Origin of the sequence: Brevundimonas sp. (genome assembly GCF_027484365.1) — a bacterium.
GTDB lineage: Bacteria > Pseudomonadota > Alphaproteobacteria > Caulobacterales > Caulobacteraceae > Brevundimonas.
This window is the reverse complement of record NZ_JAIXTC010000025.1, coordinates 47,720-70,008: the sequence shown is the minus strand read 5'-3', so window position 1 is coordinate 70,008 and position 22,289 is coordinate 47,720. Positions and strand designations below refer to the sequence as shown.

25 protein-coding genes and 1 tRNA gene are annotated in these 22,289 nt (G+C 68.5%); 6 read left to right on the top strand and 20 right to left on the bottom strand.

What is annotated here, in order from left to right; all coding sequences use genetic code 11:
- Window positions 1-25: 25 nt before the first annotated feature.
- The 3 genes from Q0044_RS13695 to tipF form a co-directional block, all read right to left on the bottom strand.
- A tRNA-Thr gene (locus Q0044_RS13695) sits at window positions 26-101 on the bottom strand.
- Between the two features lie 227 nt (window positions 102-328).
- A complete protein-coding gene (locus tag Q0044_RS13690) occupies window positions 329-763 on the bottom strand; it encodes an HIT family protein (protein WP_298162992.1) in 435 nt (144 codons plus the stop codon).
- 10 nt (window positions 764-773) lie between these two features.
- Window positions 774-2,048: a flagella assembly cyclic-di-GMP phosphodiesterase TipF gene (gene tipF, locus Q0044_RS13685; protein WP_298162990.1), complete on the bottom strand. Its 1,275-nt coding sequence runs from the start codon at window positions 2,046-2,048 to the stop codon at window positions 774-776.
- 109 nt (window positions 2,049-2,157) lie between these two features.
- Here tipF and Q0044_RS13680 point away from each other — a divergent pair, with 109 nt between their 5' ends.
- Together Q0044_RS13680 and Q0044_RS13675 are read left to right on the top strand one after the other, a co-directional pair.
- On the top strand, window positions 2,158-2,928 hold the full coding sequence (locus tag Q0044_RS13680; protein WP_298162988.1) for an SDR family NAD(P)-dependent oxidoreductase: 771 nt from the start codon (window positions 2,158-2,160) through the stop codon (window positions 2,926-2,928).
- Window positions 2,918-3,850, top strand: a complete 933-nt coding sequence (locus tag Q0044_RS13675) for a lysophospholipid acyltransferase family protein (RefSeq protein ID WP_298162987.1) — start codon at window positions 2,918-2,920, stop codon at window positions 3,848-3,850. Before Q0044_RS13680 ends, Q0044_RS13675 begins: the two co-directional genes overlap by 11 nt.
- 4 nt (window positions 3,851-3,854) lie before the next feature.
- Here Q0044_RS13675 and Q0044_RS13670 read toward each other — a convergent pair whose 3' ends face one another.
- The 4 genes from Q0044_RS13670 to xseA all read right to left on the bottom strand — a co-directional run bounded on the left by Q0044_RS13670 (window position 3,855) and on the right by xseA (window position 7,158).
- Window positions 3,855-4,388, bottom strand: a complete 534-nt coding sequence (locus tag Q0044_RS13670; RefSeq protein WP_298162986.1) for a response regulator — start codon at window positions 4,386-4,388, stop codon at window positions 3,855-3,857.
- Window positions 4,389-4,474: 86 nt separating this feature from the next.
- On the bottom strand, window positions 4,475-5,335 hold the full coding sequence (locus tag Q0044_RS13665; protein WP_298162985.1) for a M23 family metallopeptidase: 861 nt from the start codon (window positions 5,333-5,335) through the stop codon (window positions 4,475-4,477).
- A complete protein-coding gene (locus Q0044_RS13660) occupies window positions 5,332-5,526 on the bottom strand; it encodes a DUF2093 domain-containing protein (protein WP_298162984.1) in 195 nt (64 codons plus the stop codon). Before Q0044_RS13660 ends, Q0044_RS13665 begins: the two co-directional genes overlap by 4 nt.
- Window positions 5,527-5,565: 39 nt before the next feature.
- Entirely contained in the window at window positions 5,566-7,158 is a 1,593-nt protein-coding gene (xseA, locus tag Q0044_RS13655; RefSeq protein WP_298162983.1) for an exodeoxyribonuclease VII large subunit, read from the bottom strand.
- A 26-nt stretch (window positions 7,159-7,184) separates the two neighbouring features.
- Here xseA and Q0044_RS13650 point away from each other — a divergent pair, with 26 nt between their 5' ends.
- Both Q0044_RS13650 and purD read left to right on the top strand, forming a co-directional pair.
- Entirely contained in the window at window positions 7,185-7,376 is a 192-nt protein-coding gene (locus Q0044_RS13650; RefSeq protein WP_298162981.1) for a hypothetical protein, read from the top strand.
- A 47-nt stretch (window positions 7,377-7,423) separates the two neighbouring features.
- The gene (purD, locus tag Q0044_RS13645) at window positions 7,424-8,701 is read left to right on the top strand and encodes a phosphoribosylamine--glycine ligase (RefSeq protein WP_298162979.1); all 1,278 of its coding nucleotides are present in this window, start codon (window positions 7,424-7,426) and stop codon (window positions 8,699-8,701) included.
- Between the two features lie 3 nt (window positions 8,702-8,704).
- Here purD and Q0044_RS13640 read toward each other — a convergent pair whose 3' ends face one another.
- Entirely contained in the window at window positions 8,705-9,385 is a 681-nt protein-coding gene (locus tag Q0044_RS13640) for a murein L,D-transpeptidase catalytic domain-containing protein (RefSeq protein ID WP_298162978.1), read from the bottom strand.
- Window positions 9,386-9,513: 128 nt separating this feature from the next.
- On the opposite strand from Q0044_RS13640, the gene Q0044_RS13635 reads away from it, so the two are divergent.
- On the top strand, window positions 9,514-10,833 hold the full coding sequence (locus Q0044_RS13635; RefSeq protein ID WP_298162977.1) for a metal-dependent hydrolase family protein: 1,320 nt from the start codon (window positions 9,514-9,516) through the stop codon (window positions 10,831-10,833).
- Here Q0044_RS13635 and lpxK read toward each other — a convergent pair.
- The 5 genes from lpxK to Q0044_RS13610 all read right to left on the bottom strand — a co-directional run bounded on the left by lpxK (window position 10,818) and on the right by Q0044_RS13610 (window position 16,255).
- Window positions 10,818-11,825 carry a tetraacyldisaccharide 4'-kinase gene (lpxK, locus tag Q0044_RS13630; protein WP_298162976.1) on the bottom strand — a complete coding sequence of 336 codons (1,008 nt, stop codon included), beginning with the start codon at window positions 11,823-11,825 and terminating at the stop codon, window positions 10,818-10,820. The two genes, Q0044_RS13635 and lpxK, sit on opposite strands and share 16 nt — an antisense overlap.
- Window positions 11,822-13,108: a 3-deoxy-D-manno-octulosonic acid transferase gene (locus tag Q0044_RS13625; protein WP_298162975.1), complete on the bottom strand. Its 1,287-nt coding sequence runs from the start codon at window positions 13,106-13,108 to the stop codon at window positions 11,822-11,824. Before Q0044_RS13625 ends, lpxK begins: the two co-directional genes overlap by 4 nt.
- Complete coding sequence (locus Q0044_RS13620) at window positions 13,105-13,791, bottom strand: lysophospholipid acyltransferase family protein (protein ID WP_298162974.1); 687 nt, start codon at window positions 13,789-13,791, stop codon at window positions 13,105-13,107. The genes Q0044_RS13625 and Q0044_RS13620 overlap by 4 nt, the downstream gene beginning before the upstream one ends.
- A gap of 1 nt (window position 13,792) precedes the next feature.
- A complete protein-coding gene (locus Q0044_RS13615; protein ID WP_298162972.1) occupies window positions 13,793-15,622 on the bottom strand; it encodes an ABC transporter ATP-binding protein in 1,830 nt (609 codons plus the stop codon).
- A 69-nt stretch (window positions 15,623-15,691) separates the two neighbouring features.
- On the bottom strand, window positions 15,692-16,255 hold the full coding sequence (locus tag Q0044_RS13610; protein WP_298162971.1) for a COG3650 family protein: 564 nt from the start codon (window positions 16,253-16,255) through the stop codon (window positions 15,692-15,694).
- 83 nt (window positions 16,256-16,338) lie between these two features.
- Between Q0044_RS13610 and Q0044_RS13605 the strand changes: the two genes are divergently transcribed.
- Entirely contained in the window at window positions 16,339-17,004 is a 666-nt protein-coding gene (locus Q0044_RS13605; protein ID WP_298162970.1) for a protein tyrosine phosphatase family protein, read from the top strand.
- A gap of 3 nt (window positions 17,005-17,007) precedes the next feature.
- Here Q0044_RS13605 and Q0044_RS13600 read toward each other — a convergent pair whose 3' ends face one another.
- The 7 genes from Q0044_RS13600 to Q0044_RS13570 form a co-directional block, all read right to left on the bottom strand.
- Window positions 17,008-17,220: a hypothetical protein gene (locus Q0044_RS13600; RefSeq protein ID WP_298162969.1), complete on the bottom strand. Its 213-nt coding sequence runs from the start codon at window positions 17,218-17,220 to the stop codon at window positions 17,008-17,010.
- Complete coding sequence (locus Q0044_RS13595) at window positions 17,217-17,465, bottom strand: hypothetical protein (protein WP_298162968.1); 249 nt, start codon at window positions 17,463-17,465, stop codon at window positions 17,217-17,219. The genes Q0044_RS13600 and Q0044_RS13595 overlap by 4 nt, the downstream gene beginning before the upstream one ends.
- A gap of 72 nt (window positions 17,466-17,537) precedes the next feature.
- Entirely contained in the window at window positions 17,538-17,783 is a 246-nt protein-coding gene (locus Q0044_RS13590) for a DUF4170 domain-containing protein (protein ID WP_298162966.1), read from the bottom strand.
- Between the two features lie 22 nt (window positions 17,784-17,805).
- The gene (locus Q0044_RS13585) at window positions 17,806-18,600 is read right to left on the bottom strand and encodes a 3'(2'),5'-bisphosphate nucleotidase CysQ (RefSeq protein WP_298162965.1); all 795 of its coding nucleotides are present in this window, start codon (window positions 18,598-18,600) and stop codon (window positions 17,806-17,808) included.
- On the bottom strand, window positions 18,597-19,943 hold the full coding sequence (locus Q0044_RS13580) for a TldD/PmbA family protein (protein WP_298162963.1): 1,347 nt from the start codon (window positions 19,941-19,943) through the stop codon (window positions 18,597-18,599). The genes Q0044_RS13585 and Q0044_RS13580 overlap by 4 nt, the downstream gene beginning before the upstream one ends.
- Window positions 19,944-19,982: 39 nt before the next feature.
- Window positions 19,983-20,405, bottom strand: coding sequence for an MAPEG family protein (locus tag Q0044_RS13575; RefSeq protein ID WP_298162961.1), 423 nt, complete (start codon window positions 20,403-20,405; stop codon window positions 19,983-19,985).
- Entirely contained in the window at window positions 20,389-22,248 is a 1,860-nt protein-coding gene (locus Q0044_RS13570) for a M14 family metallopeptidase (RefSeq protein WP_298162960.1), read from the bottom strand. The genes Q0044_RS13575 and Q0044_RS13570 overlap by 17 nt, the downstream gene beginning before the upstream one ends.
- Window positions 22,249-22,289 lie beyond the last annotated feature (41 nt).

Genomic DNA, 22,289 nt, shown 5'->3' with positions numbered 1-22,289 from the left:
ATCGTCAAAAGGCAATCTGAAATGATGGTGCCGGCTGCAGGAATCGAACCCGCGACATCCAGTTTACAAAACTGGCGCTCTACCAACTGAGCTAAGCCGGCCCAGATACCCCCTGGAGGGGTGATCAGGCGCGGGGTTTAGCTGGCGTGAGGGCGAGCGCGCAAGCCATCAAAACACATGCCGAGCCCGACCTGCATCCTGCCTGTGGCCATGCTGGTGCTGCCGAAGGACTTCGCGTTGAGCGCGCCGGGCGCGAAGCTGACGTGACACACGCCTGCCGCTTCGCCCTGATCTTCGCCGGCGCGTGGTTCGTGTTCCTGGGCTCGTTCTAGAGGGCGGCCGCGATCCTCGCCGCCGTGGCCTTCAGATCCTCGACGTCGGCCATTCCGGCCTGGCCGTGGCCCTTCAGCGGTCGGTCGGCCCAACGCGGAATGACGTGGAAATGCAGGTGGAAGACGGTCTGGCCCCCGGCCTCGCCGTTGAATTGCATGATCGAGAAGCCGTCGGGAGACAGGGCCTTCTCGACCGCCCGGGCGATCCGCTGAGTTGCGGCGGCGAGGGTCGCCAGGGTCTCGGGCTCGACCTCCAGCAGATTGCGTGCGGTGGAGGTCTTGGAAATGATGAGGACGTGGCCCTCGGACTGGGGGAAGACGTCCATGAAGGCGAGGACGGCGTCGTCCTCCCACACTTTCACGGCGGGGATCTCCCCGCGCAGGATTTTGGCGAAGATGTTGGACGGATCGTAGGGGGCGTGCAGGGTCATGAGGCTCGGCCTAGGCGTAGCGCCTGCGCTTCTCGGCCGAGATCAGCGTGGACCGCACGAAGTCGGCGGGCGGATCGGTTTCGGCCAGCACGGCTTCCTTGATGGCGCGGGGTTCGCCGAACAGATGGCCCTGGCCCATGGAGATGTCGAGTTCGAGAATGTCGACGATCTGGCGCTCGCTCTCGCACTTCTCGGCGATGACCTCGATGCCGTAACGGCGGGTCAGCTGGGCGAAGTCGGCGGCCTGGATATCGCGCAGGGACGGGATCGGCGAGCCGCCGTCGAGATCCAGCAGCTGTTCGATCAACAGGTCGGCAGAGACCTTCACGAAGCGGACATCGGAGCGTTGCAGGTCGTTGAAGTCGAGGTCCAGGGTCTGGACCTTGTCGATCGAGAAGCGGAAGCCGAGGTCGGCCAGCTTGGCCATATTGCGCGCCTCGACGGCGCCGCGGGCGTCGAACGTCGCCTGACCCAATTCGAAGATCAGGGCCTGGTTCAGGTCGCGGTTCTCGGACAGGAACTCGAGGAACTGGGGGAAGAAGGTCTCGTCGCCGAGGGACGACAGGGCGACGTTGCAGAAGACTCCGACCTTCCTGTCCTGACGCGCCAGACGACGCACGATCTGGGCGCAGCGGAACAGCAGCAGGTTGTCGATGGCGGGGACCAGACCCTCGCCCTCCGCGATCGACAGATACTCGGCCGGCATCATCACCCGGTCGGTCGAATCGCGCAGGCGGGTGAAGCTTTCGTAGAAGACCGTCCGGCGCTGGGGCAGGGTAACGACGGGCTGGAGGTACAGGTCGACGCGGTTCTCGCTGAGCGCGTCGTGGACGGTCTTGAGCAGCAGGTTCGACTGATGGTGACGTCGTGCCTCGGCGCTGTCCGGAGCGACCATGGGCGCGACCTTGAGCCGTTCGTCGATCGAGACGCTCATCTGCTGGATCAGGTCTTCCAGCATCCGGACTTCTCCGGTCAGTTCGTCGGTGCGCGACAGGGCGCCCGCCTCGATGGCCGTGGCCAGGTCGCCGAGCGCGGACTGGGTCTGTTCCATGGCGTCCGCGAGCAGGCGGTGGGCCTCGCGGACCTGGCCGATCTCGGCGCGCAGGGCCCTGCGTTCGCCGATGCCGGTGAAGATGGCGTGGATCGCGGTCAGGACGCCGAGAACGCCCAGCGTCGCGGCCACGCCCGGACCGATGCCGAGGCCCGCACGCCACAGGAAGGCGCCGACCGTCATCGCCAGGAAGACGTAGCCGAAGAACAGGAAGCCGTTGGTCAGTGCGCGCATGGGAACGGTGAAGTCCGACTTCCCGGATGGAATCGTTTCAGTATCGGGGTATCAGGGCGAAACAGCTAGGGTGTGCGGAACAGAAAGCACGCCGAAACAGGGGATACGCATGGAATTGTTCGATCTGGGCGGCAAGGTCGCCGTCATCACGGGTTCGTCCAAGGGCATCGGCAAGGCCATCGCCGAGCGGATGGCCGAGCATGGCGCGAAGGTCGTGATCTCCTCGCGCAAGGCCGGACCCTGTGAAGAGGTCGCCAACGAGATCAACGGCAAGTACGGCGAAGGCCGGGCCATGGCCATTCCAGCCAATATCGCCTCGAAGGAAGACCTGCAGAGGCTGGTCGACGAGACCAACGCCGCCTGGGGCAAGATCGACATCCTGGTCTGCAACGCCGCCTCCAACCCCTACGCCGGTCCGATGGCGGGGATCGCCGACGAGCAGTTCGAGAAGATCTTCCACAACAATGTGCTGGCCAACCACTGGCTGACCCAGATGGTCGCGCCCCAGATGCTGGAGCGGAAGGACGGGGCGATCGTGATCATCTCGTCGATCGGCGGCCTGCGCGGCAACGCCCTGATCGGCGCCTACAACGTCTCCAAGGCCGCGGACATGCAGCTGGCGCGCAACCTTGCCGTCGAGTGGGGGCCATCGAACGTCCGGGTCAACTGTATCGCGCCCGGCCTGATCCAGACCGACTTCGCCCGCTATCTGTGGGAGAATGAGGAGGTGTTGAAGGTCACGGTCGAGCCGAACCCGATGAAGCGGATCGGCCAGCCGGACGAGATCGCGGGCACCGCCGTCTATCTGTGCTCGAAGGCGGGGTCCTATGTGAACGGCCAGACCCTGGTGGTGGACGGCGGACTGACGATTGCCTGGTGAGGCGGCCAGACGCCCGGGCTTCCGCCAGGACCTGATCTGGCGGCTGGAGGCGGCGGCGTTCGCGGGCTTCATCGGCCTGATGCGCCTGATCGGGCTGGAGGCGGCGTCGAACTTCGGCGGCCTTGTGCTGAAGACGCTCGGGCCGGTCACCGGAACGCAGAAGACGGTGCTGCGCAACCTCCGCATCGCCTTCCCCGGGATGAGCGAGGCTGAGCGCAGCATTCTGGCTCTGGCGCAGTGGGAGCAGACGGGGCGGACCTTCGCCGAAACGGCGGTGATGGACAGACTGACCCCCGCGTCCGGGCGGATCGACATCGTCGGGGCCGAACGGCTGGAGGCGATCCGCGCCTCCGGCAAGCCGGTCGTGTTCGTGTCCGGCCACATGGCCAATATCGAGACGATGGCGGCGGTTCTGGTGGCCTCGGGCGTGCCGGTGCAGGTCACCTACCGCGCGGCCAACAACCCCTATGTCGACGCCCAGATCATTGCCGCCCGGGCGCGCTACGGGGTGAAGCTGTTCGCCCCCAAGGGCGGAGACGGCGCCCGTGAACTGCTGGCCGGGATGGCGCGGGGCGAGAGCGTCGCCCTGATGAACGACCAGAAATTCTCCGAGGGGCCGGAGGTGAGCTTCTTCGGTCAGCCGGTGAACGCGGCGCCGGGGCCGAGCCGGCTCGCGCTGAGATTCGGGACCGTGCTGCAGCCGATGTCGGTCGTTCGGCTGCCTGGCGTGCGGTTCCGGGTGACGGCGCACGAGCCGATTGAACTGGCCAGCACCGGCGACAGAAGCGGAGATATCGCTCGCGGGGTGCAGGCGATCACCACCTTCATCGAGGAGAGGGTGCGCGAGCATCCGGTGGACTGGTTCTGGGTCCACAGGCGGTGGCCGGACCGGGTCTACAAGGCTCTGGAGCCGGAGGCCTGAGCGATCAGGCGTTGCGGACGCCGTCTTTGCCGGTTGAAACGTCCTCGGCCACATCGCTCGCACGGCGGCGCGGTCCCTGGTAGTGATTGGCCGCCGATGTTCGCCTGCGGTCCGGGCCGAAATAGCCGTCGGTCTTCACGAACGGACGCGGGCGCAGGATGACGGCCTGGATGCGGTCGAAGACGGCCTTGGCGGTGATCGGCTTGACCACGAACTCCGTCACCCCGGCGTCACGGGCCTCGACCACGCGATGCTTCTCCGAATGACCGGTCATCATGATGATCGGCAGATAGGGGTTGGCGCTGTCAGGACTGTTCCGGACCAGGCGCGTGAACTCCACCCCGTCCAGCGGGAACATGTTGAAGTCGACAATGGCCAGATCGATCTCGTGATCGCGCATGACGTCGAGCGCCATGGCTCCGTCCGAGACCTCGCGGATCTTGCGGATGCCGGCCGACTGCAGGATCGCGGAGGTGATGGCTCGCATGTGCTGGTTGTCGTCGACCAGCAGAATGTTGAGCGTTTGAAGGGCGGACATGGAGTGACAGGCCGAGACCACCCCGTCGGCGGTCTAATACTCAATTCTAGGGTGAAAGCGCTGCAAGGTCCACGCGGAACCGCAGGCTAGCGGGTCCGGTAACCCATTTCCGGAGCCGATTGCCCCACCATCAGCGATGGATCGCAGTTCCGGTCTCTCCATTTCATGCGCCAGCACAGGTGCGGACCAGTGGCGCGGCCGGTCATTCCGACCCGGCCGATGACGTCGCCGCGCGTGACGCGCTGGGTCGGAACGACCTCGATCCGGGATTGATGAAGATAGGCCGTGATCAGACCCTGGCCGTGATCGATCAGGGTCAGGCCGCCCTCGAAATGCATGCCTTCACGGGCGAAGGTGACGACGCCGTTCGCGGGAGCCCGGATCGGCGACCCGGCCGGTGCGGCCAGATCGATGCCGAAATGCGGCCGGGCGGGCGTGCCGTTGAGGATCCGCTGTGAGCCCCAGAGACTGGTCACGCGATAGGTATCAAGCGGCCAGCTGAAGCCGGACTGGAAGTCGTCGGCGTCGACGCGGCTGGCGAACCCCTCCGTCTTGAGCGCGATCTCCTGCTGGATGCGGGCGAGAAGAGCGGGGTCGGAGGGCTCGACCGTGGACTGGGGCAGGCCGTTGATCCGGGTCGAGGGGAAGGTTCCCCGGTCGATGGTCAGGGATCGTCGGGCGACGCGGTTCTGGCTGCGGACCTCAAGCTGAACCGAAGGCGGGGCGTCGCGGTCGAAGCCGACGATGAACAGTCCGGCTGCAGAGGCCGTCGTCAGGGCTTCTCCGTCCACGAAGACCATGGCGCGTGGCGCAGACCGGCCCATGGCGAACCCGCCCTGGATGAAGCGACCGTCGAGGGCGAGGCCGTCGTCAGTCCCGGCGAAGACTGAACCGCCCAGCGTCGCGGCGCCGGCGCCCAGAATCAGGCCGCGCCGCGAAGGGCTCACGGATCGACCATCCGCGACAGGGACTCGGTCGGACCGAAATAGGGCTCCTGATGCTCGACGGACCAGTAGCGCAGGGTCTCGAGCGGGATCGGGCGGCCGGAGACGGCGCACAGGACGAAGGGGCCGGGTTTCAGGACGGCGAACTCGCCGTCGCCGTAGTGGAGCGTCGCGGGGGAGGGGGCGGAGGTCATGGGGTGAGATTAGCGGCTTCGTCGGTTGCAGACCACTGACTAGAACAGATCGCCCTGCGAGGCGGGCGATGGTCTCGGCCGGGCGACCGGCCGGGGTCGCGGCGCGTCTTCGCCTTCGATCCGCGCGCCCTTTGAGCCATCGGGGAACACCAGCGTCACTGCCTGCCCGGGCGACAGCAGAGCAGCGGACGAAACCATGGCGCCGGTCTCGTCGTCGATACGGGCGAACCCCGGCTTGGGGCGTTTCGGGTCGAGCGTGGCGAGGGCGCGGGCAAGGGCGGCTAGGCGGGTCTCCGCGCGCTCCAGCGCCTGCGGTACGGGTCGGGACAACCGGTCGGAGACGGTCTCCATGCGGGCGGCGCGCTGGTCGAGGCGGCGGTGGATGGAGTCGAGGGACAGTCGGCCGGCGATGCGCAGCAGGCGGCGCTCGTGCACGGCCGCGTTGGCGCCCAGCCCGGCCGCCAGACGGCTGGACTGGCCCTCCAGCCGCGCCGTCCGCTGTTCGATCGCGCGGTCGAGCAGGGCTGGAGCGAAACGGCCGACGACACCGACCAGACGCCGGTGATGCAGTTCGGTGTTGCGGCCCAGACCGGAGGCCAGGCGGCTGGAGGCATGGTCGAGGCGTTGCTGGGCCAGGGCGACCAGGTCCTCGGGACGCGAGGGCAGGCCGCGCGCGACCGAGCGCAGCCGGACTCGTCGGTCTTCCAGCAATCGCGCACCGGCACGGTCAAGCCGGCGTTCGAGGTCGGTGATGAAGGCGCGAAGGTCGGCGAGGACGGGGGTGGCGAGTTCGGCGGCGCCGGTGGGCGTGGGCGCCCGGCGGTCCGAGACGAAGTCGATCAGTGTCGTGTCAGTCTCGTGCCCGACGGCCGAGAGGATCGGAATGGTCGCCGCCGCCACTGTGCGCGCCAGACCTTCGTCGTTGAAGCACCACAGGTCCTCGACGGACCCGCCGCCTCTCGCGACGATCAGCAGGTCGGGGCGGGGGATCGGCCCGTCCGGGGTCATGGCGTCGAAACCCCGGATGGCCGCGCTGATCTGACCGGAGGCGGCGTCGCCCTGGACCACGACCGGCCAGACGACCACCCGACAGGGCCAGCGTTCGGCGATCCGGTGCAGGATGTCGCGGATCACGGCGCCGGTCGGGCTGGTGATCACCCCGATGGTCCGGGGGTAGAGGGGGATGGCCTGTTTGCGGCCTGCGTCGAACAGACCCTCGCCGCTGAGTTTGACCTTGAGACGTTCGAGCTGGGCCAGGAGGGCGCCGGCGCCGGCCGCCTCCATCGATTCGATGACGATCTGGTACGACGATCGGGCCGGATAGGAGGTGATCTTGCCGGTGACGATGACCTCAAGGCCGGTTTCCGGCTGGACGCCGAGGCCGCGGACCGAACCTTTCCAGACGACGCCGTCGATCGCGGACCTGTCGTCCTTCAGCGTCAGATAGATGTGGCCGGAGGCGTGGCGATTGACCTTCGACACCTCGCCCCGCAGTCGCACATGACCGAACCGGTCCTCGAGCGTGCGCTTCAGTGCGAACGACAGCTCGGAAATCGACAGGGGCGGATTGTTGTCGCGCGGGACGGCCGGCTCGGGGTCGGCGGGGCCTGCGAAGACGTAGTCGTCGGTCATGACGCGACTGTAGCGGCGCCGGGGGGGTGCGGAAACCGCTGCATTCGGCCTATACCTTCGAGATGAGCGACGATCGCATTCCCCCGCGCGACGAAGAGAACCCGGACGAGCGCGCGCTTTCGCGCCGCAGTGGTGACTCGGCGGTCAGTATCTGGGCGATCCTGGGCCTGATCTTCATGCTCGCCGCCCTGGTCTATGTGGTTTCCGCCCTGCTCTGAGCGTCTGCGGTCTTGACCCGCAGGGCCGGCGCGGCCATTCCGCGCGGATGGATATCCTGCTGGTCGGATCGGGAGGGCGCGAGCACGCCCTGGCCTGGAAAATGCGGCAATCGCCGTTGGTCGACCGCCTGTTCTGCGCGCCCGGAAATCCCGGCATCGGCAAGGTCGCCGAATGCGTGCCGGACATCCGCGCCGACGACGCCGAAGGCCTGGCCCGGCTGGCGCGCGAGCTGAAGGTCGGTCTGGTCGTCGTGGGACCGGAGGTCGCCCTGGCGGCTGGATTGGCGGACAAGCTGAACGCAGCCGGCATTCCCTGTTTCGGTCCCAGCGCCAAGGCGGCGCAGCTGGAGACGTCCAAGGCCTTTTCCAAGGCCTTCCTCGAACGGCACGAGATCCCGACCGCCCATTACGGCGTCTATGATCGGGTCAAGGACGCCAGGGAGGCGCTCAAGGTCTTCAAGCCGCCCTATGTCATCAAGGCCGACGGCCTGGCCGCGGGCAAGGGCGTGGCCATCAGTCCCGATCGCCACGACGCCGAGGCCGAGATCGAACGGATGCTGGGCGGCCGCTTCGGCTCGGCCGGGTCACGCGTCGTGATCGAGGAGTTCATGGAGGGCGAGGAGGGGTCCCTGTTCGCCCTGTGCGACGGCAAGCGCGCCGTCCTGTTCGGCGGCGCCCAGGATCACAAGCGCGCCTTCGACGGAGACCTGGGGCCCAACACCGGCGGCATGGGCGCCTATTCGCCGGCGCCGGTCTTCGACGAGGCCCTGGTCACAGCCGCCAACCGCCTGATCGTGCAGCCGACCCTGAAGGCGATGGCGGCCGAGGGCGCCCCCTACAAGGGGGTCCTCTATGCCGGGCTGATGTCCACCGACGAAGGTCCGAAGGTCGTCGAGTTCAACGCCCGCTTCGGCGATCCGGAATGTCAGGTCCTGATGATGCGGATGGCCGGAGACATCGTGCCCTATCTGCTGGCCTGCGCACGGGGGGACGTGTCGCGCCTGCCGGATCCGGAATTCAAGCCGCAGACGGTGATCTGCGTGGTCATGGCGGCCAAGGGATATCCGGACAGCCCGCTGGAAGGGTCAATCATCCGGGGCGCGGACCAGGACTTCGGTCCGCACGTCCAGGTCTTCCACGCCGGTACGAGGCGGCGCGAGGACGGCACCCTGGTCGCTGCGGGCGGGCGGGTGCTGAGCGTCTGCGCAGAGGGTGACGACATCGCCGAGGCGCGCGAGCGGGCCTATGCGGCAGTCCGCAAGATTGACTGGCCCGGCGGCTTCAACAGGACGGACATCGGCTGGCGCGCTCTGGAGCGCGGCTGAACCTCAGGCGTAGGCGAACAGCAGACGTCCTTCGCCCATACGCTCGCGCAGCATCGGCAGGTCGGTGTGGGCGGTCGAGAAACAGCCGTAGCTTCGGCCCAGCTTGCCCTCGCGCGCAAGGAATTCCGGGTCGGCGTAGTCGGCGCCGTGGACGATGATGGCCCGGTCGCGGGCGAGGTTGTTCGAATACTCCAGCCCGTCGAGCAGCACGTTGGGGCCTTGTTGCGAACCCCAGCCGGCACCGGCGGTCGCATAGGCACCGACCGAGGACATGTAGCTTTCCGGCGTATTCGAGAACCGACGGGCGAACCCGGAGTGTTCGGGATCCGAGCCGCGGCCGTGGCTGGTACGGAATGCGGTGACGCGGCCGCCGATCAGGTCGACCTCGAACATGCGGGCGTCGCCCGAGAATTTCTGGAAATCGACCAGATACATGCGATCGCGCAGGGTAATGCGGTGGCTGTGCACATCCAGGGCCGCCATGGCGCGGCTCATCAAATCCGGCCGGACCAGGCGACGGGGATCAAGCGGCGGCGGCGTGATCTGGGGGATGGGCGGCAGGGGCGGCGGCGGCGGGGCGGCGGCCAGCACGATCGGGGTCTCGACGACGGCGGCAGGTGCGGTTGCGCAGCCGGCGAGCATCGCCGAACCACCCAGAATCAGACCCCGTCTCGATAGCCGCATGCGACGCCCTTCGTAGCGGTTATGCCGAAGCCACGACTTGTTTCACAAATGCACCGCCGGTTTCAACCGAAGCCTTGGCCGAGGCTCGCCGACGCGTATGGTGAAGGCATAGTATCCGGGAGAGGTTTATGAAGTTCGTCGCACTGGCGGTCGCCGCCGTTTTCGCGCTCGCCACGCCTTCGCAGGCGCAGCAGGGCCCCGCCTCACAGGCTTTTCCCGCGAACGGGGAAACGACGTTCGTTCAGGCCGGGCGGCTTCTTGCGGACCCCGCGACCGGTGTTGTGCTGCGCGATAAAACTCTCGTGATCGTGGGGAACCAGATCACGGAAATCCGCGACGGCTTCGTCGGTGAGGGCGCCAACGTCGTCGATCTCCGGGATTCCTTCGTCCTGCCGGGGCTTATCGACAGCCACGTTCACCTGACCTCCCAGCAGAATCCGAACGCCCGTCTGCAGGCCGTGACGCGCGACGCCGCCGACAGCGCCATGGTCGGCGCCGGCTATGCGCGGCTGACCCTGATGGCCGGCTTCACGACGGTCGCCGATCTGGGAGCCGCCAACGATGCGATCTTCGCGCTGAGGGACGGGATTGCACGCGGCGACGTGCCGGGGCCGCGTGTCATCGCCTCCGGTTCCGCAGTGTCGATCCACGGCGGGCATGGCGATGTGAACGGCTATACCGACGACATCATGCACCTGCTGTCGTCCGAGAGCGTCTGTTCGGGCCCGGAGGACTGCATGCGGGCGGTGCGGACCCAGGTCCGGTCGGGCGCCGACATCATCAAGATCACCGCCACCGGCGGGGTGTTGTCGAACACGGCGGCGGGCCTGGCCCAGCAGTTCACCGACGCCGAACTGGCGGCCATCGTCGAGGTCGCGCACCGGATGGGGCGTCAGGTGACGGCCCACGCCCACGGCGTCGACGGGATCAATGCCTTCCTAAGGGCCGGCGGAGACTCGATCGAGCACGGCACCTATCTGGACGACGAGTCGATCCGCCTGTTCCGGCGCGAGGGCGTCTATCTGGTGCCGACCCTGCTGGCCGGAGACTTCGTGGCCCGGGTGGCGTCCAGCCCGACCAATTTCTTCACGCCCGCCCAGACGGCCAAGGCGCTGGAAGCCGGGCCGAAGATGCTCGACATGGCGCGGCGCGCTCACGATGGCGGGGTTCGGATCGCGTTCGGCACGGACACGGGCGTCTCGGCGCATGGCGACAACGCCCAGGAATTCGCGCTTCTGGTGCAGGCGGGAATGACGCCGCTGGAAGCCATCCAGGCAGCGACCGTGGTGGCGGCCGAGCATCTGCGGATCGCCGATCAGGCCGGCCTGATCGCGCCGGGCCGTCCGGCGGACATCGTGGCGGTCGAGGGCGATCCCCTGACCGACGTCACGGCGCTGGAGCAGATGGCCTTCGTGATGAAGGGCGGGATCGTTTACCGCAACGACTGAGCCAGGAAGGCGGCGAACGTCGCTTCGTTCTCGAACCGGGCGGCGACGGGCCAGGAGACTACACGGGTCCGCCAGTCGGGCGGCAGGCGGACCCAGTCCTTTTCGGTCGTGACCAGACCGGCGTCGAAGACAGCCGCGCGGTCGGCGAGGAAGGCGAGGTCCTCCGGCCGGTACTCGGCGTGGTCAGGGAAGGGCGCGAAGTCGATGAGGTCGGCTCCGGCGGCTTTCAGCGCGCGCTCGACCTTCCACGGCTTGGCGATCCCGGCGAACCCGACCTGGGGGCCGGGCGGGGGCGGACCGGCGGGCTCCAGCCGGGCGATGAACGTGGGCAGGGCGCCGAAGACTGCGAGCAACTCACGATCGACAGGCGGGGCGTCGGCGGGAAGCAGGACGATGACCGCGTCGGTACGGGCCAGCCCTGCGGCCAGGGGTTCGCGCATCGGACCGGACGGGAAGACCGAGCCGTCGCCGAACGGCCATTCGTCCTCGCGCGTCTCGCCGTCGACGACGATCAGGCTGAGGGTTTTCGTCAGGGCCGGGTTCTGGTGGGCGTCGTCGAGGATGAGGGCCTGAGCTCCGGCCTCGACCGCCGCGCGGGCGCCGGCCACGCGGTCGGCGGAGATCCAGGCGGGCGCATCGCCGGACAGCATCAGGGGCTCGTCGCCCACGTCGGCGGCGGTGTGACGGGCGGGATCGACCTGAAGCGGGCCGGTCAACCGTCCACCGTAGCCGCGCGACAGGGCGTGGGCGTCGACACCGCTCCGCTGCAACAGCCGCAGGACCTCGCGCGCGACCGGGGTCTTGCCCGATCCGCCGACGGTCAGGTTGCCGATCGAAATGACCGGGACGCCGACATCGACCGGCGCTGCGCGGGCGATGCGCCGGGCGGTGGCCGCGGACCAGACCCACGAGACGGGCTTCAGCAGGGTGCGGGCGACGCGGCCATGGCGACCGTCGCGTTGGTACCACCAGCGGGGGGTCGAGAGTTTCATCGGGGCGCCGCTGGAGGCAGTAGCGGCTGGAGCCCGTCCCACAGGCGGTCGAGACCGGCCCCGACGTCGGCGGCGGCGCGGCAGGCGCGTTCCCCCATGGCCCGGGCGGCCGCAGGAGTGTCGAGCAGGGGGGCGATGACGCCAGGCAGGTCGCCCGGCGTGGCGACGAGGGCGAGGCCTCCGGCACGGACAAGGTCGTCGGTTACGGCCAGCCAATTGGACGCGTCGGGCCCGGCGACGGCAGGCTTGGCCAGGCGCGCGGGCTCCAGCGGATTGTGCCCGCCCCAGGGCTCGCGCCCGAGGAAGGACCCGAACGAGCCGCCCATGACCACCACATCGGCCAGACGCAGGAACAGGCCCAGTTCGCCGAGGGTGTCGGCGACATAGATGTCGGTTTCGCCGGTCGGCTGGCTGCCGCGCGACCGCAGGCCGAAGCGATAGCCGTCCCGGGTCAGGGCGGTGGCGATCTCAGGCCCGCGCTCGGGGTGGCGAGGGACGAGGATCAGGCACAGGCGTTCGGCGATATGGTCAAGAGCGCGGACGATGGCGATCTCCTCGCCCTCGTGGGTCGAGGCCGCGACGACCACCGGCCGGTCGCCGATGGCGGCGCTGAGCGCGGTGAAGGCCGAGGCGTCGTGGGGAAGGGGCGCGCCGGAGAGCTTCAGGTTCACCTGGCCGTCGACGCGCGAGCCGAGACTTTGCAATCGGGCGGCCGAGGTGTCGTCCTGGGGCATGACGACCCGGAAGGCGGACAGCAGTTCGCGGGCGGAAGCCGGGAACCGCGCCCAGCCGGCCGCTGTCTTTTCGGTGATGCGGGCGCTGACGAGGGCCAGCGGAATCGCCCGGTCGCGGGCGGCGAGAATGAGGTTGGGCCAGATCTCTGACTCGACGAAGACACCCAGCGACGGGCGCCAGTGGTCGAGAAAGGCGGCGACTGCACCGGGCGCATCGACGGGCGCAAACTGATGGATGACGCCGGGCGGCAAACGGCGGGCCAGCAGCTCGGCCGAGGTGACGGTCCCGGACGTGACCAGCACCGTCAGGTCGGGACGGGCCTTCACGAACCGCTCGACGACGGGGAGCAGGGACAGGGTCTCGCCGACGCTGACGCCGTGCAGCCAGATAAGTTCGCCGTCCGGCCGGGCGACCCCGGCGACGCCCAGGCGTTCATCGACGCGGACGGGATCTTCCTTGCCCTGTTTGACGCGGGCATCGAGGAGACGGGGCACCACGGGCTCAAGCGCCCGTGTCAGCAGGCGATACGCGACGAGGGGCAGGGTCACAGCCGCTCCAGCCCCGTGATCGCGTCGGCGCGCGCCTCGACGGCGGTCAGCAGTTCCGTCCACGGGCCGGTCACGTCGGCGAGGTCGGCGCCGTCCGGATAGCGGCGGACGTCATAGACGATGGCGCCCTTGCCGAAGGGCAGGGGCAGGACAGCGCGGTCCCAGCTGCCGAGCCGGATCGCCGGATTGCAGCTCATGCCGATGAACAGGACGGGCGCGCCCGACATGCGGGCCATCAGCGGCAGGCCCTCGGCCATGACGCGACACGGGCCGCGCGGACCGTCCGGCGTGATGGCCAGAGCACCGATCTTCAACTGCTTCAGACCGTCGCGAAGCGCGCGGGAGCCGCCCTTGGCCGCGTCGGCCTTGTCCTTGTTGGCCGAGGAGCCGCGTACGGCGGGGAATCCCTGGAGTGCGACAGCCTTGGCGATGAACTGGCCGTCGGGACTTAATGAAATCAATGCCTTGGCGGGTTGAGCCAAGTCGAGCGGCCAGCAGGCGGGCGAGAGACCGATGCGGGAGTGCCAGAAGACGCACAGGACTCCGCCGCCGTCGGCCCAGACCTGTTCGGCATGCTCGCGGCCCTCCCAGGTCCAGCGGATGGTGGCGAAGCAGAATTTCATCCAGGCGGCCAGCACGGATGAAAGTATGGTCTGGATGACCGGGTTTCGAAGCGGCCTCACGTCAGGCGACCGTGGCGACGGCGGGCGTTCCGTCCAGGGACTGCTGCTTCGCCAGCCGACTGTAGAGCCCGCCCTTGCGGACCAGCTGCGCATGGCTTCCGCTCTCGACGATACGGCCGGCCTCCAGCACCACGATCCGGGTCGCATGCCGGACGGTGGACAGTCTATGAGCGATCATCAATGTTGATCGCCCCGCCATCAGCCGCTCCAGGGCCGTCTGGACCAGGGCCTCGCTCTCGGTGTCGAGGGCGGACGTCGCTTCGTCCAGGAGGAGGATCGGCGCGTCTTTCAGGAAGGCGCGAGCGATAGCGATCCGCTGGCGCTGGCCGCCCGAAAGACGCATGCCGCCCTCGCCGGCGCGGGTCTGGTAGCCTTGGGGCAGGGCCGTGATGAATTCGTGGGCGGCGGCCGAGCGGGCGGCCTCTTCGATCTGCTCGGATGTGGCATCGGGCCGGGCATAGGCGATGTTTGCGGCGATGGTGTCGTCGAACAGGAAGGGTTCCTGGGTCACCAGGGCGATACGGGCGCGGAGATCCGAAAGTGACAGGTCGCGAAGGTCGGCGCCGTTGACGGTCACCTTGCCGGAGGTCACGTCGTAGAAGCGCGGCAGGAGGCTGAGCAGGGTCGACTTTCCGCCGCCGGACGGACCGACCAGGGCGACGGTCTCTCCCGGCGCGACGGTGAGCGAGACGCCCGAGATCGTCGGGGCCGCTGCGCCGTAGCTGAACGACACGTCGTCGAACACGATCGTTGCGGAACCGGGCGGCAAGGCTTTCGGCGACGCGGCCTCGCGGATCTCGGGGTCGATGTCGAGCGCATCGAACAGGCGACGGGCGGCGGTCAGGCCCTCGGCGATGACGGTCTGGAGATTGGTCACCTGGCGCAACGACTGGCCGGCGGACATCAGCAGACCGACATAGGCCGCGAACGCGCCCACCGTCATCTGCCCGTGACGCGCCTGCCACCCGGCATAGGCCATGACCGCGGCGACCACGAGCATGGCGACCAGGTTCGAGAAGGGGCCGGCAAAGGCTCTGGAATCGGCGGACTTGATCACGTGGCGCTGGCGGCGGCCGACCACCTCGGCGACGCGTGCTTCCTCGGCCGCCTCACGGTTCTCGATCTTGATCAGACGGACGCCGTCCAGGTTTTCCATCAGGGCGGTGGAGAGGTTCTCGGTCTCGACCATGGCGCCCGTCGTGGCCTTGCGCATCCGCTTGCCGAAACGCTGGATGACATAGGCGATCAGCGGCGCGCCGAGCAGGACGATGGCCGTCAGCCGCCAGTCCGACCAGGCCATGAAGAGGAGAACCGCGATCAGGGTCAGGCCGTGCTGGGTGTAGTTGACGACGCCGCTGGTGAAGGCTTCCCGCACCAGGTTTGCGTCGAACAGGACGCTGGAAACGAAGGCCCCCGAATGCTGGCTTCTCAGCCGGGCGAGGTCGGCCCGGATCATGGAGCCGAATAGCCGCACCTGGATGTCGCCGACGATGCCGTGTCCGAGGCGGTTCACGAGTGCGGCCTGGCCGAGCGAGGCCGCCGTCCAGATCAGGCCGATTCCGACGATGATGGCCGGTATGGCGACCAGCGCATGATGCGGCGGCACCACGAACAGACCGGCGACCTTGACCGGCTGGCCGAGGAACATGCCGTCGATGGCGGGCTGGAGCAGTTGCAGCACCGTGGCGGCGCTGAGGCCCGCGACCGCGGCACAGATCATCGACAGGACCAGAACGGCCCTGCGACGGGACAGGTAGTCGCGCCAGATGCGGCCGATCAGGGGACGCGAGGCGGCGTCCTCCTGCGGTACGGGCGATGCGGGCGAAGTCATCCGCACGAGGTCGGATGCTCCGCCCCTCAAGTCAAGGGATCACTCGACCAGGCTTCACTCGGCCAGGCTTCACTCGGAAGGAGGCGGAAGGTCGTCGTCGGTGATCACCACGGTTCCGTCGGCCCCGACCAATGCTTCGTCCGACGGGAAGCGCGGATAGGACTGGCCGTCGAACGAGACCCTGGCCTCATAGGGGGCTGGACCGCCGCCGCCGGAGACCGTCACGCCGATGTCGGGCAGGCCATTGCTGGAGGTGGTGAGCAGGCGCACCGGATTGCTGACGCGCGCAACGTTTCCGACCTCCTCCCAGCCGGCCGCGCCGGGCCGCAGGATCAACAGGCTGCAGCCGCCGGACCCGCACCAGTTCATGCCGACGAGGTAGACCAGGGCGACCCGGCCGGGACCCTCGCCGACAATCCGAACGACGGTGCGCGTTGAGGCGGCGTCCTCGCCGAGAGTGTTTGCGATGGCTGTAGCGAGGGCGGGGTCGGCAGCCGGGTCGGCAGAAGCTGCGGGCGCGACATGCAGGGCGGGGGCCACCGCTTCGGTCGGAGCGGAGGTCGGCTCCTCGGCGGCGGAACAGGAAGCGAGCGCGAACGGCGCGAGGATCAGGGCGAGGGGAATCAGGCGCACGGGGGCCTCCACAATGACACAGGTCGGTCGACGCGACCCTGCACGGGATGACTGTGGCTGTCGCCCCCTCTATGTCTGACGGGATGACGCGTTTTGATGTGAGCACGGAGGCCGGGCGGCGCGCGGCGGAGCGGGACTTCTTCTGGAACGACCACGCCTTCCTGCGTCTGGCGTTTTCCAATGCTCACTGGCTGGGGCCGGACCTCGTTCGGACCAACCAGCCGTCGCCGCGTCAGCTGGAGGGCTGGGCGAAACGGGGGATCAGGACCGTCATCAACCTCCGCGGCGAACGGGACGAGGGCTATTACTGGCTGGAAAAGGCGGCGTGCGAGCGGCTGGGCCTGACGCTCATTGATGCGCCGCTCGATTCGCGCGACCCGCCGGGCAAGGACCGGGTACGGCGGGCGCGAGACCTGTTCCGGTCGATCGACTATCCGGTGCTGATCCACTGCAAGTCCGGGGCGGATCGGGCGGGACTGATGGCGGTCTTCTACCGCCACTTCCATCTCGGCGAGCCGATCTCCACGGCGATGCAGGAACTTTCGAAAAAGTACCTTCACAGCCGCGAGGGCCTGACCGGCGTGCTCGACCATTTCCTCGAGACCTATGTGAACGAGGTCGAGCCCACAGGGATGGGCTTCATGGAATGGGTCGAGTCGGACGCCTACGATCCCCAGGCCATGCGCAAGGACTTCCGGGCCAACTGGTGGGGGACCCTGCTGACCGAGAAGCTGCTGAAGCGGGAATAGGCGTCAACCCCAGGGGCCGGTGCGGTCTCGCTTCTGATCCTGCGCCGCTCCGGTCTCGGCATCGAGGCGGGCCTTGCGGTCGGCCTCCCATTGCCGGAACCATTTCGCATAGCCGCGCTCCCGGCCCAGAACGATCAGCCACAGGGCCAGCGTGGCCAGCAGCCCCACGAGGCCGGCGATCTGGGCGCCGTCGAGCGTTGTGCCGAACAGGGTCACGAAGCGCGCTCCTCGGGTCTGACGTCCGCCGGAGCAGGCTCGGTGGCCAGGGACGGGGTCAACACAGGCGCGTGGGCAAACGGGTCGGCCACGATCGGGGCGATGTTCGCCGCGATGGTCGGGTCCGCCCAGGCCACATCGCTGTCGACAATGACGTCCTGTCGGGTGGACGGGCGCCGGGTGGCGAAGGCGACGATGCCGACGCCCAGCGCCAGCAGGCCCAGAACGATCAGGGTCGGGATCATGGAGCGCTCCTTTCGCGAGCAGCCTAGACCGTTACAGCGCGAGCGTCGCCGCGACGGTTCCGCCTGCGACGATCAGGCCTCGCCGCGGGGGTCGATCATCCGGTGGGCGTGCAGGATGAAGAAGCGCATGTGGGCGTTGTCGACCGTGGCCTGGGCGCGGGCCTTCCAGGCCGCCTTGGCCTCGGCATAGTTCGGGAAGGCGCCGACGAATTCGACCTTGGACAGGTCGCGGAAGACCGGAGCGTCGAGGTGGCGCAGCTCTCCGCCGATCACGAGGTGAAGCAGCTGGGGGTCGGAGCTATCGGGGGCATCGGTCATGGGGCGGGTCCGCAGAGGGGGATCAGGTCGCCAGCGGGATAGGCGCTGTACGCCTCAGGATCAACGGGTGCAGGGCCGGTGCGGCGCAGACGAGGCTGGCCTGACGCGGGTCGGGCCGGTTGAACAGCCACGGACGACCGTGGTGATCGCTGACCGCGGCGCCGGCCTCGGCGGCGATCAGGGCCCCGGCGCAGACGTCCCAGTCCCACTTCGGCGTCAGGGCGATGGCCGCATCGAAGGCGCCGGACGCGACCAGGGCCATGCGATAGGCGAGAGCGTTGCGCTTCTCGTAGCGCATCGGCGGCCAGGGCTCGGGCCAGTGCGGCCCCTCCATCAGCCGGGCGTCGGCGAGCACGGCGGCGTCGTCCAGCGCGTCGACGTCGGAGGCCGCGATTCGCCGGCCATTCAGACGCGCGCCGCCGCCCAGGGTCGCTTCATAGGTCTCGCCGGTGGAGGGCACATGGATGACGGCCGCGACGGGCCGTCCGTCATCGACCACGGCGATCGGCACGCACCACCAGGGCTGGTTCTTGAGGAAGGCCACGGTCCCGTCGATGGGGTCGACCACGAACAGGCGGCGGCGCGACAGGCGGTCAGACGTGTCGGCGGTCTCCTCCGACAGCCAGCCATAGTCCGGGCGGGCCGCCAACAGCCGGTCCTTCAACATGGCGTCCACGGCGATGTCGGCATTGGTGACGGGCGAGCCGCCGTCCTTGTGGGTGATCTTCAGTCCGCGATCCCGCTCGGCCTCGGCCAGGGCGCCGCCCGCGAGAGCCGCAGCCTTGATCAGGGCGAGGTCGGCGGCGAGATCCATCATTTGCCCGCGATGGCCACGCCGTCGAACAGCAGGGACGGGCTGTTGAACCCGCCCCGGAACTCCAGATCCGAGCCGGGCACGAGACGCATCCACAGGTCGGCGAGGTTTCCGGCGACGGTGATCTCGCTGACGGGATAGGCGCGCTCGCCGTTTTCGAACCAGTAGCCCGATACCCCGGCGGACCAGTCGCCGGTGTTGGCGTTCAGCGAGGGACCGAACATGGAGGTGATGACCAGGCCGGTCCCCGCCTGGCCCATCAGGCCGTTCAGGTCGGCCTCGCCTGGCGTGAGGTGCAGGTTGTGGGTCGAGACGCCGGAGGGGCCGACGAGGCCGCGCGAGGCGTGGCCGGTGGACGCCAGGCCCAGCTGGGCGGCGGCGGCGGTGTTCAGCAGCCAGGTGGTCAGGATCCCGTCGTCCACCAGGTTGCGGCGTTCGACCGGCGAACCCTCGTCATCGAAGGGGGTGGAGGCCATGCCCCGGACGCGGAACGGGTCATCCACGAGGCTGAGACCCCTGGGCAGGACCGGCTGGCCCATCCGGTCCTTCAGGAAGGACTGGCCGCGCGCGATCGAGGGGCCGGAGATGGCACCCAGCAGGGGCGACAGGACCTGGGTCGCGACGCGGCGCTCGAAGATGACCGGGGCGGTGGTCGAGGCGATCTTGCGGGGGCCGAGTTTCTCGATCGCACGGCGGCCGGCCTCGGCGCCGATTCCGTCGGGTCCGGGCAGGTCGGCGAGCCAGCGGGTCGAACGGCTTTCGCCGCCTCGCTCCATGGCACCGTCCTTCTCGGCGATGACGCCGACACCTAGCGAATATCCCGTCGAGGCATAGGCGCCGTCAAAACCTTCGGAGGTGACCAGCCGCCAGCGGCTGGAGGCGGTGCTGGCGTGACCGCCTTCGGACCTGGAAACCCCGGAGACGGCGAGGGCATGGCCTTCAGCCTCCCGGGCGACCTGTTCCAGCTCGGCGGCGGTCCGTTCGGCGGTGTCCGCGAGCTGCAGGTCGGGGAAGGGACCGCGCGCCAGTCCCGCGGCGGGGACCAGGCCGGCCCAGGGATCCTCCGGGGCCAACCGGGCCATCGCGACGGCGCGCTCGATCAAACGCTGGCGCGTCGCGGCCGAGAGGTCGGAGGCGGATACGGTCGCCTGACGCTTGCCGATGAAGACCCGGAGGCCAAGGTCGCGGCTCTCCTCGCGCTCGACGTCTTCCAGGGCGCCGTTGCGGACCCCCACGGACAGGGAGGCGCGTTCGGCGGTGGCCGCCTCTGCGGCATCAGCACCGGCCCTCAGGGCGGCGGCGACGATCTCGTGGAGGAGGTCGGTAGCAGGGAGGCTGTCAGGCATGGCCCGATATGGCGGACCCGGACCTCTCCCGCAACGGGCCTAGCCGTGCGGCGTGCCGACGAAGGCGTGGACGATCAGCATGGCGCCGGCCGCGATCAGGGGAGTCCAGGTCAGGACCATGCCGACGATGCGGCCGGCAGTGACCTTCTTGTTGCTCAGACCGAGGCCGTGGATCAGCCGGCCGAGAAACAGCAGGCCGCCGAGGACGTGCAGCACATAGGACGGCATCCCCAGCAGGGTCAGGACGGCGAGGGCTCCTATGGCGATGGGCGTGTATTCGGCCGCATTGCCGAACACGCGGCTGGCCAGCAGAACGGTCGGATTGGAGCCGTCGCCGAGAAGGACCTTGTTGCTGCGCCGGGCCAGGGCGACCTGTATGCCCAAATAGACAAGCCACAGGATCATCAGGCCGCTCCAGAGAGCCGTCGCCTGGGCCGAAGTCATCTCAGTGAGCATATCCATTTTCTGGTTCCTCCCGTCCGACCGGATAGAGTCGGTAGCGGTCATCATAGAACGGGGTTCGCTCGTAGAACCACGCCAATCTGGAGTCGCCGTTGGCGGCGAACGCGGGCTCGGCGGCGAGTTTGGCCTCGAACTCCGCCTTCAGCGCCGGATCGGCGGCCATCATGGCCTCGGCCAGAGGCGCGATGGCGTAGCCCTCGATATACTCGACCCGGCTGAGAACCTCCGGGAACAGGCCCCAGGCGAAGAAGCTCTCTGACGACTGCGGCTCCAGCAGGAGGACGGCGATGTCACCCAGCGGCTGGTCTGTCGGCACCCGCACGGACCCAGGAGCGTAGGTCCAGTCGCGACGCTCGGGCGTGACCTCGGTCACGCTCGCCTGGACGTGACCCTCGTTGGTCCGGGACGCGAGGGTCGGGTTGCCCAGACGGAGCATCTCGACCGAAACCGTGCGGGGTGTGTCGAGCGTTTCCATGGTCAGGCCGTGGATGCGCAGACGCTCGATCAGGTCCGTGCGGTAGGCCGGGACCCAATAGGCCGCCGGACGCTGCAGGCGGATACCGGGGCGCGAACCATAGTAGGGCAGGTGCCACAACTCCGGGTCCGGGCGGCCCAGCCAGCGGACCTCCTGACGGCCGGAGGCCGGGCTCGCATAGGTCTCGTAAAGCACGCCCCTGAAGGCGCGGGTCTGGTGCGGGACCGGATCGGACTCAAAGTTGGCGAGCACCTCCGTCGGCCGCAGGGCCCGATCGGCGGCAATAGCGGCGCGCAGAGGGGCGGCATTGGCGGCGAGGATGCGCATCGATGCTTCGAGGAAGACGTAGGTCCCCAGCACCCGCTGTTCATAGGGCTTCAGGCTGTGGTTCTCGATCAGGATGGTCGGGACATGGGCGGCGTCGCCCCAGCCGTTCGAGAACCGTTCGCCGAGCCCGCCGTCATTCAGGCCCGCGCGGGGGTTCTGGTCGTCGATGCCGAACACGAGCGGACCGGGGATATGGCCCTGATCCTCCAGCGCCGCGTTCATGGCGGGCTTGAACACTGTGTCCAGCCAGCGGGCGCTGGACGGCGAACGGCTGAAGGCGTCGAACTCGCCGTTGAAGCCGTAGGTGACGTCGTACTGGTAATCCATGCCGTCGGTGACGTGGATGTCGAGATAGAGGTCCGGCTTCAGGCCGTTGATGAAGGTGCGCAGGGCGCGCATCTCGGGCTGGTCCAGCTTGAGGAAGTCGCGGTTCAGGTTCTGGTTGGTGCCGGTGTTGCGCCAGCCCTGGATGCGGGGACCGCGCTGGTTCGGACGGCTGTAGGCCGAGGCCCGCTCGTGGCCGTCGACCGACAGGATCGGGATCAGCACGAAGTTGGCGTGATCCAGAAGGTCGCTCTTGTCGCCAAACGCCAGGTCGCGCAGCAGCATCATGCCCGCGTCCTTGCCATCGATCTCGCCCGGATGGATGCCGGCCTGGGCCAGCAGAACCGGCTTGGCGGGGTCCAGCGTCGCGCCGTCCTTTGACGCGAAGACGGCATAGATCGGGCGGCCCTCGGGCGAGACGCCGAACTGTTCGATGCGGATCAGGTCGGACGCGGCGTCCAGCCGGTCGAACCAGGCGCGGGTGGCGGCGTAGTCGGGGCTGAAATCATGCGCCGGATCGCGTTCGAACTCGGTAATCCACGGGTTCGACGGATCCGCCAGAAGGGCGCGGCTGGCGCCGTTCCACTCCAGAGCCGGCGGCAGGAAGGGCTGGTCCCACGGTGCGGTGTTCGACACGGCCCGGACTTCAGAATTCTGGGACATGGCAGGACTCGAGGACAGGGCGGCGAGGGCCGCGAACAGAAGGGCGGTGCGCATGGCCCTTCGTCGTCTCATAGGGTCGATCTTGCAAGCCTTGG